9 protein-coding genes are annotated in these 13,739 nt (G+C 45.0%); all 9 read left to right on the top strand.

Annotated features, from left to right (window positions below):
* Positions 1–171: 171 nt before the first annotated feature.
* A complete protein-coding gene (locus HMPREF0178_RS17680; RefSeq protein WP_009368958.1) occupies positions 172–1,149 on the top strand; it encodes an SIS domain-containing protein in 978 nt (325 codons plus the stop codon).
* A gap of 59 nt (positions 1,150–1,208) precedes the next feature.
* Complete coding sequence (locus HMPREF0178_RS23130; RefSeq protein WP_369737714.1) at positions 1,209–1,496, top strand: DVU3141 family protein; 288 nt, start codon at positions 1,209–1,211, stop codon at positions 1,494–1,496.
* Complete coding sequence (locus tag HMPREF0178_RS17685) at positions 1,496–2,296, top strand: ABC transporter permease (protein ID WP_009368959.1); 801 nt, start codon at positions 1,496–1,498, stop codon at positions 2,294–2,296. The genes HMPREF0178_RS23130 and HMPREF0178_RS17685 overlap by 1 nt, the downstream gene beginning before the upstream one ends.
* The gene (locus HMPREF0178_RS17690; protein WP_009368960.1) at positions 2,293–2,958 is read left to right on the top strand and encodes an ABC transporter ATP-binding protein; all 666 of its coding nucleotides are present in this window, start codon (positions 2,293–2,295) and stop codon (positions 2,956–2,958) included. The genes HMPREF0178_RS17685 and HMPREF0178_RS17690 overlap by 4 nt, the downstream gene beginning before the upstream one ends.
* 79 nt (positions 2,959–3,037) lie before the next feature.
* Positions 3,038–4,441, top strand: a complete 1,404-nt coding sequence (locus HMPREF0178_RS17695) for a capsule biosynthesis protein (RefSeq protein WP_232281321.1) — start codon at positions 3,038–3,040, stop codon at positions 4,439–4,441.
* A gap of 5 nt (positions 4,442–4,446) precedes the next feature.
* Entirely contained in the window at positions 4,447–6,243 is a 1,797-nt protein-coding gene (locus HMPREF0178_RS17700) for a polysaccharide biosynthesis/export family protein (RefSeq protein ID WP_039959335.1), read from the top strand.
* A 16-nt stretch (positions 6,244–6,259) separates the two neighbouring features.
* Positions 6,260–7,165, top strand: a complete 906-nt coding sequence (locus tag HMPREF0178_RS17705) for a glycosyltransferase family A protein (RefSeq protein ID WP_009368963.1) — start codon at positions 6,260–6,262, stop codon at positions 7,163–7,165.
* A gap of 41 nt (positions 7,166–7,206) precedes the next feature.
* Positions 7,207–9,360, top strand: coding sequence for a hypothetical protein (locus HMPREF0178_RS17710; RefSeq protein ID WP_009368964.1), 2,154 nt, complete (start codon positions 7,207–7,209; stop codon positions 9,358–9,360).
* Between the two features lie 50 nt (positions 9,361–9,410).
* Positions 9,411–13,637: a polysaccharide pyruvyl transferase family protein gene (locus HMPREF0178_RS17715; protein WP_157134980.1), complete on the top strand. Its 4,227-nt coding sequence runs from the start codon at positions 9,411–9,413 to the stop codon at positions 13,635–13,637.
* Positions 13,638–13,739: the final 102 nt, after the last annotated feature.

Consider the following 13,739-nt stretch of genomic DNA (forward strand, 5'->3'; position numbering starts at 1 on the left):
TCTCTCTCTCTCTCTCTCTCTCTCTCTCTCTCTCTCTCTCTCTCTCTCGGCGTATAATTACCCGATTTTATACAATAAAAAGAAAACGTTCTGAAGCCGGTTCATTCCGGTTTCAGAACGTTTTTTGTTTTTTTAATCCGCTCATTGAATGGATGGGGGGGCACTAGCATTATGGTTTCTTTTTTTGAAGGTGAAGAAGTGGGGAGTTTTGTGCCCTTTGCCGGGGATACCCTCAAAAAGCAGGCGGAGTCGCTTTGGCACATGGCGGAAGATTTGGATGACTCATTCGACGAGGTCATCCGTTGTCTTTTGTCCATTTCCGGGCGCATCGCGGTCACGGGCATGGGGAAGAGCGGGCATGTAGCCCGTAAAGTGGCCGCGACCCTCGCTTCCACTGGCTCGCCCGCCTATTTCATCCATCCCGCTGAGGCCAGCCACGGGGATCTGGGCATGGTGTCGCGGCATGACGCCGTCATCGCCTTTTCCAATTCCGGTGAAACGGCCGAACTGAGCGATATCATTTTGTTCGCGTCGCGGCATGGAGTCCCGATTACGGGTGTGACGAAGCGGGGCGATAGTTTTTTGGCCCGTCACGCCGATCATGTCCTTTTACTCCCCAATGAGCCGGAAGCGTGCCCTATCGGATGCGCTCCCACTACGTCGACGACGCTTCAAATGGCGCTCGGAGATGCCATTGCCCTTTCCCTGCTCAAGGCAAGGGGCTTCGGCGCGGAGGATTTCCACCGTTTCCACCCCGGCGGGCGGCTTGGCAGGAAGCTCATGACCGTACGCGAGATCATGCACGTTGGGGAGGCTCTCCCCTTAGCGTCCCTCGACAGTCCGATGACGGAAATCCTCTGCATCATGACAGGCAAAGGGTTCGGCTGTGTCGGCATTATGGAGAAAGGCATCCTTGTCGGCATCATTACCGACGGGGATCTGAGGCGGCATATGGACGGCGGGCTGTTGGGGCTGACCGCCGAACGGGTCATGAGCCGGAATCCGATCACGGTCGATGAACATTGCCTTGCCGCCAAGGCGCTGGGGATCATGCAGTCCAGCAAAATCACGAGTTTGTATGTCGTACGGAGCGGAGAGCCCGTCGGCATTTTGAATGTTCATGACTGCCTGCGGGCGGGGGTTAATTGATGCGATTGCAACATGTTCTTTTCCTTTTGGCTCTCAGCCTTACGTTACCCGGTTGCGCCATGCGCGAGCCGCTTACGCCTGCGGTGTCTGAACCTGAAGCCGTTCCTCTGGCTGTATCTTTCACTGAGCAGGTGGCCACTTTTCCGGAGGGGGCGACACAATATTTTGCCGAGAGTCCGTTCGGTCCGGTCACGATTGAGGCGGGAGCGTTCTATATTTCTGGTTTGGGCAACAAATGTCGTTCGGCCCGCGTTACGGGTGGAAGCGCAAGTAAAAGATTCGCGGTATGCCGAGAGGAAAACGGCACATGGCGTTTCATTCCCACTATTTTTGAGAGTATGCCGTGATGAATACCGACACGATTCCAGCATCATCGGTGTCGTCAGCACTGACTGTTCAAGGAAGAGTGATTTACGCCCTCGTTCTGCGTGAAGTGCACACATTGTACGGTAATACAAGACTTGGCTACCTTTGGGCGATCATCCAGACAGCATTTAATATCGCGGTGTTTTGGCTTTTTCGTGAGTTTCTCGGAGCGCACTCCCGCCACGGCATGGGAATCGGCGTGTTTTTACTGTGCGGGTTCATCCCATGGCACATGGTCAGCGACACATTGTCCCGTTGCATGAGCGCCGTGCGAGCCAATCAGGCTTTGTTAACTTTCCCTCAGGTGACGGAACTAGATCTAATGATCGCGCGGGTTGTTGTTGTCTGGGGAACACAGATCATTTGCGCAGTCGTTATCTTAATTATGGTCGTTTCGATAGGACAGGTCGCCGAACTGCGCAATCCCGGCACGCTTGCAGCGACACTGTTATTTGCTCCTCTGCTGGGCATAGGCATGGGGTTAGTTTTCGCGTCGTTAGCTCGCCTTTGGCCCACACTGGAAAGACTCATTCCTATCGTGATGCGTTTTTTGTTCTTTGCGTCCGGCGTTTTTTTTCAGGTTTCCGAACTGCCTGCAAGATTTTCGGATATTTTGCTGTTGAATCCTGTCTCCCAAATTATCGAATGGCAACGCTATGGCTTTTCGGCTTCGTCCGCAGCGCCCATGCACAGTATAGCCTATATAGTCGTATGGTGCCTAGGCTCACTCTGTCTTGGTCTATTGCTGGAGCGCTACGTGCGCGGGAGGGAACTCAAGTGATTGAGCTTTCCCGCATATGCAAGTCCTACAGCCTGCCACGCGGAAACCGTAAAGATGTACTGCGCGATGCTAGTATCATATTCCGGCCTGGCGTTAATATGGGGATTCTCGGCCTGAACGGCCAAGGTAAGTCCACGCTCATTCGGATTATCAGCGGTTCGGAACTCCCTGACAGCGGAACCATAAAGCGCAAGGGGCGGGTCTCTTGGCCTATAGGCTTTACCGGAGGTTTTAACGGCAGTCTGACCGGGCGAGAGAACCTACGTTTTACCTGTCGTATCTACGGGGCTGACATTCGAGAAGTTACGAATTTTGTGGAAACTTTTACGGAACTGGGACCATACATGGATATGCCGGTGAAAACGTATTCCTCCGGTATGCGTTCGAAACTGGCCTTCGGCCTGAGCATGGCTATAGGTTTCGATTTCTACCTTATTGATGAAGCATGGTCTGTGGGAGACGCTTCCTTTCAGGCCAAGGCCGAAAAAGTATTCAAGGAACGTAAAGCGCGTTCAACGCTGATAGTTGTGTCACATAGCGTGGCAACCATCCGTAAGAACTGCGACAGCGCGGCAGTGCTGCACGACGGTATCTTGACCTTGTATGACAAGCTGGATGACGCTCTGCGCATCTATATGGGGATTTGCCATGCCAGACAGTAAGATAGGTATGCCCACGACTCCACTCAAAACAGAAACAAGGGGTGTTCCTCCCTCCGCTCAGACAAAACAGGAAGCTGAGGTGAAAACCGTGCTTCCCGTTGTGCCTGAGAAACCGATCTCAGAGACAAAGCCGACGCCTCAGGCTCAAAAGACGCCGCAAGTTGACGCTAAAACAAGCAAGACAGTACATTCTGTTCAGTCTGAAGTGAAGAATGGAGGTATTGAATCAGCAGAGAAGAATCCCGGGTCTTCCGGCAGGAGCGACACTCCGCAGGATACATCGTCGAATCTTCCCCAAGCGGAGCCTTCGGGGAGAAACACACTACAGCCTCTTCCACGTCTAGAACTCATAGTGCATCCCGTATCTACAGCTCTGGACAAGATGAGAGCATGTCTTTCTCCGACTATAAAGTTGTTATTAGCCGCCGTGTTGTTGCCTTCGCTGCTATCCCTGCTCTATTTCGGCCTGTTGGCTTCTCCCATGTACATTGCAGAAGCGCGGTTTGCCGTCCGCGGTGCGGACTCTAGTAGTACGACAGGTGGCCTTGCCGCCATGTTTCTGCCCTCTGGTGCGTCCGTGGGCGCGGATGCGCATATCGTAGCGGAATACATTCAATCTCCAGATATTATGGAAGCTATTGACGGCGAAATGGGGATTTTTGAGCATTTTTCCTCTCATGATCATGATCCGCTCAGTCGCCTTGCCGCTGGCGCCACGCGGGATGAACGCCTTACCTATTGGAAATGGGCAGTAAAACCGTCCTTTGATCCGGAAACCGGTATCATCGCTCTGAGCGTTAAAGCCTATGATCCGGTCATGGCCAAACGGTTGGCGGAAGCCGTGCTCGCCAAGAGTGAAGCGCTGGTTAATGCCATGAGTCGCCGTGCCAAGGACGACGCCATCACTCTGGCCATGGCCGAAGTAAGCACAGCGGAACAGCGTGTGAGCAAGGCACAGGAAGCCATGCGCGCCTTCCGTGACCGTAGCGGTATGCTCGACCCGGCTAGTACGGCGGGCGGACTGCAAGGTATCGTTAGCCAGTTGGAAAGTGAGGCTGTGAAAGTACGAGCGGAGATTGCGCAAGCTCACACTTTTATGAGTAAAAACGCTCCCGCATTGGTAGGGTTGCGTGCCCGGCTGGAGGCTGTGGAAAAACAGCTTGCCCAAGAAAAACTGCGACTGGCCGGAGAAGCTCGCCCTGGTAGCCTCACTTCCTTTGCCGGAGAGTATGAAGGATTGCAGACGGAAAACGAGTTTGCCCGCCAACAGCTTGTCTCAGCCATGACCTCGCTGGAAGCCGCCAGAGTAAAGGCGGAAGCCAAATCCCGCTATGTGGTAGCCTTTCAGATTCCGGCCCTACCCGATGAATCCTTGTACCCCCTCCCATTCTTGTTTACGGCCTATGTCTTTGTCGGCGCTCTGGTGCTGGTGGGGCTTTGCTCTCTGATTATAGCCGCCGTGCGCGAACACGCAGGGTTCTGAGATAGATGATGAACAGCAAAATATTTTTTTTCTCGATACTTCTTCTGGCTCTGTCCGTTTCCGCTCATGGGGCGGATATTTCCTCGTCTGCTTCTTCATACGGCGGAAGCCTCGGAAAATCCGGCAACCCTAGCCCCAGTGGAAGCGGTGGCATCCAGGGCATGCCTTCGACACGTCCCCCATCCTATTTGCCGGGGGGTTATCAAAGTGAGGGCGCATATCAGCAGGAGTTGCCCTATCAGAGGGAGGAACGTCAGCGCCAGTCTTTGCCAGGATTGCCCGCTTGGGCGCTGGAGCGCTACCGTCCGGATATGGTGCAGGGCTTGGAACCCTTTGGAGCCAATCTTTTCCGGGGCAACTTCGCGTCTACTTACAGCAGTGGACTGAATGAGGACTATGTGATCCTCCCTGGCGACCGGATCACCGTGCGTGTCTGGGGTGCGCGGAGCTACGACGATGTGCTGTTCGTGGATCAGCAGGGCAACATCTTTCTGCCTGAAGTGGGACCGATCCGGGTGGCCGGGTTGACACAGTCCTCTCTTCCTAGCTCGGTACGGGCAAAACTGGCTTCAGTATTCCCGGAAAATGTGGAAATCTACGTAAATTTGCAGAGCGCTCAGCCCGTGGCTGTCTATGTAGCCGGAAATGTGCCTAACCCGGGTCGTTATGCGGGAGGACCGCAGGATTCCGTCATGTCTTATCTGGATAGGGCTGGAGGAATCCTTCCCGAGCAGGGAAGTTACCGGAACATCAAAATTCTGCGTGGCAAACAGGTTATCGGCAAGGTGGACCTCTACGGCTACATGCTGCGAGGGGATCTTTCGTCCGTTCGCCTACAGGACGGTGACACTATCTTGGTGGAACCTTTTGGCGTGTCAGTTGCGGCCTACGGTCTGCTTCGTCAGCCCGCTCGGTATGAGTTCCGGGGAGAGGCTAACGGCAAGGAACTTCTGACTTATGCCCTGCCCATGAATGGCGTTTCCCACGTTAGCGTGGGCGGCATGCGTAACGGAGAACCTTTTAATGTCTATGTGACACTGGCAGACTTTCGCAATCTCCATCTTGAGGACGGAGATCGAGTAGAATTCGTGGCCGACACCCGGGGCAAGACCATCATGGTGGCCGCGTCTGGGGCTATCCATGGGGCGTCACGTTTTCCTGTGCTCAAACAGACGAGGTTAAAAACCCTGTTGGCGTACATTTCCGTGGAGCCTGAGCTTGCGGATATCAAATCCATCTACATCCGCCGCAAGAGCGTGGCCGCAGAGCAGAAGGTGATCCTCAAGGATGCACTGCGGCGTCTGGAGCAGAGCGCGTTGACAGCTACTTCTGCTTCCGTCGACGAGGCTAGCATCCGGGTAAAGGAAGCAGAGTTGATTCAAAACTTCGTGCAGCGAGCTTCAAAGCTGGAGCCGGATGGAGTGCTGGTTGTTTCTCGTAATGGGAAGCTCTCCGACCTGTTGCTGGAGGAAGGTGATGAAGTCATCATTCCCCGTCGGACAGATGTAGTCCATGTCTCTGGTGAAGTACTCATTCCCACGGCTGTGACTTGGGAAAAGGGATTGTCCCTGAAAGATTACCTTAAAGGCGCTGGTGGACTTTCCGACCGTGCGGACAAAAACAACATTCTGTTTGTCGGTCTGAATGGGGAAGTAGCCCACTCCGAGGGACAGTCCATCAAGCCCGGTGACCGCATTCTAGTTATGCCTAAATTTGATTCAAAGAACTTGCAGTTGGTCAAAGATGTTACGCAAGTGCTTTATCAGATGGCCGTGGCCGTCAAGGTTGCCGTGGGGTTGTAGGATATAAGGGAGACATATGAAAATTTCCGTCATAGTACCAATATACAATATGGAAAAATTTATTTCCCGGGCTATTCAATGCCTGAAAATACAGGATGAGCAGAATATTGAATTTCTCCTCATTAATGACGGCTCTAAAGATTCGACGCTTTCCATTATGCGAGAGCTCACTGCTGGAGATACACGTTTTCAGATATTTGATATGGAAAACAAGGGATATGGACATGCCTGTAACTTTGGTATCAAGCAAGCCACAGGAGAATTTTTTGCCATCTTTGAGCCAGATGATAGTATAACCTCAGATTTTTATTCCAGTCTGCATGAGGTCGCGGAACGTTACCAGCAGGCTGATGTTATTAGATATAATGGAATATATTGTAATGAAAATGGATTATTACGTACATTATATCGATGGGAGCAAAATTTTACAGGTAAAATTATTGATAAGTATACTCTGAAAAGGTTTTGGCGTTCTCATCCGTCTGTTTTCAACGGTATATATCGTAAAAGTTTTATACAGCAAAAATTAGTATACTTTTGTGAAACACCAAGTGCATCTTTTCAGGATGCTATGTTTATTGTTTCTTTATTTTATGCAAATCCTTCTATATTTATTTTGGATGATATAAAATATTATTATACAATTCATGAAATGCAATCAGTTAAATTTGTTGATGACAAAATTGATTTTGTCATTGAGTCATGGAAAATAGAAGAAAAATGGCTATATAAAAATGGATTTACGGATCATGGCTTTTTTTTATACAAAGTATTTGCACAGATGAGTAGTCTTATAAAAAAGGTTTCTACTGAAAATAGATATAAACTTATGCAACAATTTAAAAATATAAATAAAGGGAAGATTTATCTCGCAAGTAATATTCCTACGATGACTCAAAAGGTTAAATACGCATTAACATAAAAATCCATTATATATTTGTGTAATGGAAAGAGGTAGTTGCTATGGATATTTTTCAGTTTGTTGACAGAGTGAAACCTGAACCCTGTCTGATGAATGACGAACTGTATTTAGAGAAAAGAAGATGGTTCAGATGGGATCAAATTCAATCTCTTCCTCTAGATGTAGCTTATCTGAAGGCTGTATTCGGTGATCATATCAGTTTATCAGTACATTTTGTTGGGAGGATAGTACTCAAGGCTGGGGTGAGTGCGAAAGGGAAAAGCTTTGTTTGGTGTGCAGAGCAAACAATGATTTCCCGTACCCCTAGTCAGAGTGTTTGTGAAATTGATCTGAGCAAAATGACGCAGGGAAATTTAGAAATTTTTTTGTTGGCCTTAGAAGACAGTGCCGTATTTGACGGAAAACCCACAGCTAGCGCTTTAACCGTCAACCCTGAACATATTCTATATTCTTTCCTGTTCCCCACCTATGACCTGTGTTGCGAAGAACCACTGTATCATAAGCTGTCTGGAGAAGGTTCATACTACTCATTTGAAGATGGAAATGTGCATCTTGAAGAAGACTCTTCAGTGGACTTACTGACCTATTTTAATGCGTTCAGCGCCATAAAATGGAAGAAATATACTAATATTGATAGTCTTTCTCTATACGTGGACTTTGAAGGTGAGGCTTGGGCGGAACTTGTCCATTTGAGTGAAGAAGGCCTCCGCTCTCTTGCCTCATGGAAACTTTTTGCTCCAGAGCGAACTACGTTGGAACTTCCACTAGGGATATACCCAAATACTGGTATTCTCGGCTTGCGTATCCATACAGAACGCCCAAGCATTTTGCACGGTGGAGGTTGGTTGTCTGACGCCCCAGAAACACAGCCTGTACGTTTAGGCATCGGTATCACCACTTACCGACGTGAGAGGGCCGTGAAAGCCGCTGTCGCACGTCTGGGCAAGGCCATTATTGAACACCCTTTGTATCATGACTCCATTACCATCACGGTCGTTGATAACGGGCAAACATTGGTACCTGGTGATGTCCCTGCTGCAACCCTTATTCCAAATAGGAATCTCGGTGGAACGGGTGGCTTTATGCGTAGTCTGCTTCACTACAGGGATGCGGGGGCATTTACACATTGTCTGTTTATGGACGATGACGCCAGTTGCGAAGCTGGTTCATTGTTTCGAGGCATCTCATTCATACGCCATGCAAAGGACATGTCTTTGGCCCTCAGTGGCGCTATGTTGTCAGAAAATGTGCAGTTTATTCAATGGGAAAATGGTGCATGGTTCGATAAGTGTTGTCACCCTATGCATTGTAACTATGATCTGTTACGTCCGAATGTTCTTCTTGAAAATGAAAAAGAAGATGAGCCACAGCCGACATATGGTGCATGGTGGTTCTTTATGTTTCCCATAAATAGGGTAGAAATGTTTTCATTTCCTTTTTTTGTGCGTGGTGATGATATCGAATTTTCATATACAAATAAGTTTCAAATTGCCCGTATGAACGGTATTGCTGTATGGCAGGAAGATTTCAAAATCAAGGAATCTCCTATGACTTTGTATCTCGATACTCGTTCCCATATTCTTCATCATTTGGTTCTGGAACATATTGATCATGGGCCATTGCAGATTTTACAAATGGTATGGCATTTCTTCCATCGTTTCAATTGGGCGTATCAGTACGATACCGCAAATGCGATTGTTATGTCGTTTGCCGATATGCTGGAAGGTCCCAAGTACTGGTTGGAAAACATGGATACTAGTAAGATTCGGGCAAAGATCAAAGAAAAGTACATGATAGAAACGAGCAGACCTTTACGGGAGACATACAAAACGGTCCCTATGGCGGATAAAAATATTCGTCTGCCATATTTCACAAAATTTTTTCGCCGCATTTCCTTAAATGGACATATTTTACCGTCAAAGATGGTTCGTAAAGGGATGAGTCGTTTAAACAAATATGAAGTACCATTTATTAATCGTGTATTTTTACGAGATCAGATTCTTGTCTGCAATGAGATCAGTAAGACAGAGTTTGTTCTTAAGCGAGATTCTAGTTATTTTATTCGTAATTTATTTTTGATGATTTCTACATCGATAAAATTTTATAAGCGCTATGCCATGTTGAAACGAGAATACCGTGGATTTTTAGGTTCATTGAAGAATGATAAGTTTTGGAAAGATGTGTTTAAGTTTTAATAATATTAAGTAAAAATACATTAGTTGAGGTGTTAAATATGGAAGATAACATGAATGATGTCAACATAGAAACTCCATTGTGTTCACATTTTGATATTGGTGTTATGGGATTCTGGTATAGTTGTAATTATGGAAGTATGCTTACTTATTATGCATTAAATAATGTTCTTACAGATATGGGTAAATCAGTGCTTATGATTGATAAGCCAGCAATATTCCCACATGATATTGAATATACTCAAACACATTCTAGAATATTTGCACAAAAGCATTACAAAATTAGTAAGATTAATAAACTAGCAGAGATGGGTGAACTAAATTCTTTATGCTCGACATTTATGCTAGGATCTGATCAGCTTTGGAATTATGGACTAGCACGCCCGTTTGGTTTTTCATTATTCTTTGATTTTGTGAATGATGATAAACGTAAAATTGCATGTGCTACATCTTTTGGACATGATAATTTTTCAGCACCTAATGGTTATAAAGAACATGCAAAAACTCTTTTGAAAAAATTCGATGCTATTTCTGTTAGGGAAGATACAGGAGTTGACGTTGCACGAGATAATTTTGAATTAAATGTTACACATATCGCTGATCCTATATTTTTGTGTAATAAAAAACATTATGAAGAACTTATAAAATCTTCAAAATTGAATATATCAGAAGATTTTATTCTTGTTTATATTCTTGATGCGACTCCAGAAAAAAGAAATTATATTATTGAATTAAGTAGGATCCTTAATAAAAAAATTATATGTATTGTTGACGGATTAACTTGGAGATTTGAAGAAAATAATAGAAAATTAAATTTAGATACAACATTAGAAAATGTTACTGTTGAAGATTTTTTATATTGTTTTAAGAATGCGTCATTTATAGTTACAGATTCTTTTCATGGAATGTGCTTTTCTATTGTTTTTTGTAAACAGTTTGTATGCTTAGGTAATGAAAAGCGAGGATTAACTAGGTTTACATCACTATTGAAGAAATTAGATTTAATGTCTCGTATGGTGCTAAACAATAACTATTCACTTAATATAGTATCTAGTGTAATTGACTATTCAATTGTAGAAAATAAGTTGAATGCTTTCACCCAAATGAGTATGACATGGTTAAAAAATGCAATTGAAAAACCTATTAAGGGTATGTCTTCACAATGTGCAATCGATAAGTCCATCATTCAGCTCCCACAAGAGTTATGTACAGGTTGTGGTGCCTGTTCCGCAATCTGTCCGGTGCATGCAATAGAAATGAAGAAAGACGAGCAAGGCTTTTTAAGGGCAACAATAAAAGAGGATCAATGTACCAATTGTGGGCTCTGTGGAAAACGTTGTATCGCACTCCATCCTCAGCATAAGAATGTCACCCCTCCCAAATGCTATGCGATGATGGCGAATGACGAGACGCGCAAAATAAGTTCCTCTGGTGGAATGTTTACAGTTGCAGCCGAATATATTCTAAATCTTGGTGGCTATGTATGCGGAGCAGCATATAGAGATAATTTTGAAGTGGAGCACATTATTATTGACCATGCCTCGCAGCTTGGCAGGCTTCGTGGCTCCAAATATATGCAAAGCGAAGCAGGAGCTGTTTACCCAAGGGTAAAACAGCTCCTTGAGAAGGGAAAATATTTGCTCTTCACAGGTATGCCATGTCAAGTAGCTGGACTTTATGCATATCTTGGGAAAGATTATGAACGATTATATACCATTGATGTATTCTGCCATGGAATCACCTCTTCAAAAGTTTTTGAAAAGTACCACCAGGATGTCCTCAATAACAAAAAAATGACTCGGCTTGAATTCAAAGCTAAAGAACCTTGGGGATGGTACGCAGGGATAAATGCATACTTTGAGGACGGTACAAAATACTCAAAGGGCTCAGGAGTTGATCCTTATTTTAAGGCATATCTACAAAATATTTCAAAAAATACTGTCTGCGGTGTATGTAAGGTTAACCGGTTGCCGCGCCAAGGAGATCTGTCTATTGGCGACTTCTGGCGAGTGTCTGAATTCGATCCTTCACTCAATGACAATAAAGGAACTTCTGTGGTTTTAATAAACAATCCCAAGGGGAAGTCTATATTTGATAAACTCAAGGAGGCAATGGCCGTTGTAAGAGAAGCTCCGTTGAATATTGCTATAAAGGGTAATGGAATTATAGAACATCCATATCCAGTACATAAAAATAGAGGAATCTTTTTTAAAAACTTTGATAAGTTACCCTTTGATGTTCTTCAATCTAGCTGCTCAAATAATCGTATATACGAGCAATTATATCTTGATCTCTTAAAAACTGTTCCCAAAGAAGAACACGAGTTCTATTTTATAGCGAAGATAGTTGCTGAAAATTTTCATGGAAGGAAGATTGTAACCTGGATTCGTTCTGAAAAGTTTGAAAGAGTTCTCCAAAAATACTTTGGACTTTCGGTTGAGTTTGGTATTTCGCAGCGGCGTGAGGCTCTTGTGAAAGGGCGAATCGAGAATTTTACGGTACTTAATGGAAAGAGCTCTGAGTATTACCTGGTTTCCCTAGATCGAGTCTATGATGAAGCTGTCTATAACCAGCTCGCTTTATTTGGATATCAAGAACAAAAAGATTTTATATTCCGTAAGTTTAAACCGATTATCCTGGAACGCTTTGATCTATCTAAAGGTAATTACTATGATAATTATGGAAATACCATTGAGGGGTTTAATACCGTCCTTGGAAAGGTGATTTTACGTGGCTTCAACAACCATATTATGCTGGGGAAGGACATTAGAACAGGTCAAAATCTTACCTTTGATCTTGGCGCAAATTCATATATTGATATTGGAGAAGGGACCCGTTTTCACGCGCCTAGCCAAATCGAAGCTAGAGACTTTGAATCCAGTATGTCCTTGGTAATTGGGAATAACTGTGTGTTTAACGGGGGGGCGTTATTCAGATTCTTTAACCCAGCTTCAGCCTTGATCAACGATTCCTGTACATCCAGTTCTCATTTTGGCCTGCATGTCAACCAAGGAAAAAAAGTGATCATTGGTAGAGACTGCATGTTCTCCTATGAAAATGAGCTGTGGGCCGGGGATGGACATACTATCTTCGACGTCAAATCCTCTAAATGCATTAATCGGAATTTGACCGGTGTGTTTCACCCCAAGAATCAGTTGGTTATTGGTGACCATGTATGGGTAGGGAAACAAGCTTTCCTTATACATGGAACCAATATTGGAAGTGGAAGTATTGTAGGCGCTAGAAGCGTCGTTAAAGGAATTTTTCCAAACAATTGCTCCATCGCTGGAAATCCCGCTACAAGTGTTAAAGAAGACGTGGCGTGGAGTAGAGACGGTATGACTTCAGATATAAACAAATGTGGTCGTCCGGAATATGTCGTTTTGACAAGTCCTTCCCATGCTCCGATCAGTGGTCGGCGGGTTCTGGTGATAGGTGGGACACGCTTTATGGGTGTTCAGCTTGTTAAAGAACTTGTTGCCAGAGGCAATGAGGTAACGATTGCCACTAGGGGAAAAACAAAAGACGATTTTGGGATGGCAATAAACCGTCTGATCATGGATGTTTCTGATGCTGAAAGCGTTAAGGCTGCCTTGCATGGTAAATATTTTGATGTAATTTTTGATAACTTGGCTTACTGCTCCGTGTATGTTAATAATGTTTTATCAAATATAAAATGTGGAAAATATATACAGTTATCTTCTATAGCCTCGTATGCAGTTAGAGTCCCTGATATAAAAGAAGGGCATTTTGATCCATACAGGTTGCCAGTGGAGATATGTGACACCTCTGTGGGATACGGCAGAGGAAAGAGACAGGCGGAAGCAATCGCATACCAACATTTCAAGGAGATTCCTGTAGCGACGGTCAGGATCCCCTATGTCACAAAGACCGACAGGCTTTATTACTATTGTAAAAGTATTGTTAAGCAGCAACCTATGAATATTACTGATGTATCAAGAGGCTTTAGTTTTGTTCAGGATCATGAAATAGGACGATTTTTGCCTTGGCTTGCCGCGCAGGACTTTACGGGCCCCATTAACTTAGCCAGCGAGGGGATGGTGACCATTCAAATGATTCTGGATTATATTGGGAGTAAGACGAATAAGCAAGCCATCATTGATATATCAAATGGTAGTCAATCTCCCTTTAATGAGAAGACATTCTCATTAAACCTAGATAAGGTAAAACAGATGGGATACAGAACGTCTAATATCAACGATTGGTTTTGGAGGCTAATGGATGAATATATAGCAAGAGCTCTGAGGGAAAATCTTTGATGAAAATTGATTGTAACACTTTGAAAAATTTAATGATATAAATTAGATATACAGTATACGAGCTCATATTTGTTCGCAGGATGAGGATAGGATGTGAATTGA

The organism is Bilophila sp. 4_1_30, assembly GCF_000224655.1.
Classification (GTDB): domain Bacteria; phylum Desulfobacterota; class Desulfovibrionia; order Desulfovibrionales; family Desulfovibrionaceae; genus Bilophila; species Bilophila wadsworthia.

What these genes read in the sequence shown, in the direction of transcription:
- HMPREF0178_RS17680 (WP_009368958.1), top strand. Translation starts at nt 172, where the DNA reads ATGGTTTCTTTTTTTGAAGGTGAAGAAGTGGGGAGTTTTGTGCCCTTT.
- HMPREF0178_RS23130 (WP_369737714.1), top strand. Translation starts at nt 1,209, where the DNA reads ATGCGCGAGCCGCTTACGCCTGCGGTGTCTGAACCTGAAGCCGTTCCT.
- HMPREF0178_RS17685 (WP_009368959.1), top strand. Translation starts at nt 1,496, where the DNA reads ATGAATACCGACACGATTCCAGCATCATCGGTGTCGTCAGCACTGACT.
- HMPREF0178_RS17700 (WP_039959335.1), top strand. Translation starts at nt 4,447, where the DNA reads ATGATGAACAGCAAAATATTTTTTTTCTCGATACTTCTTCTGGCTCTG.
- HMPREF0178_RS17705 (WP_009368963.1), top strand. Translation starts at nt 6,260, where the DNA reads ATGAAAATTTCCGTCATAGTACCAATATACAATATGGAAAAATTTATT.
- HMPREF0178_RS17710 (WP_009368964.1), top strand. Translation starts at nt 7,207, where the DNA reads ATGGATATTTTTCAGTTTGTTGACAGAGTGAAACCTGAACCCTGTCTG.
- HMPREF0178_RS17715 (WP_157134980.1), top strand. Translation starts at nt 9,411, where the DNA reads ATGAATGATGTCAACATAGAAACTCCATTGTGTTCACATTTTGATATT.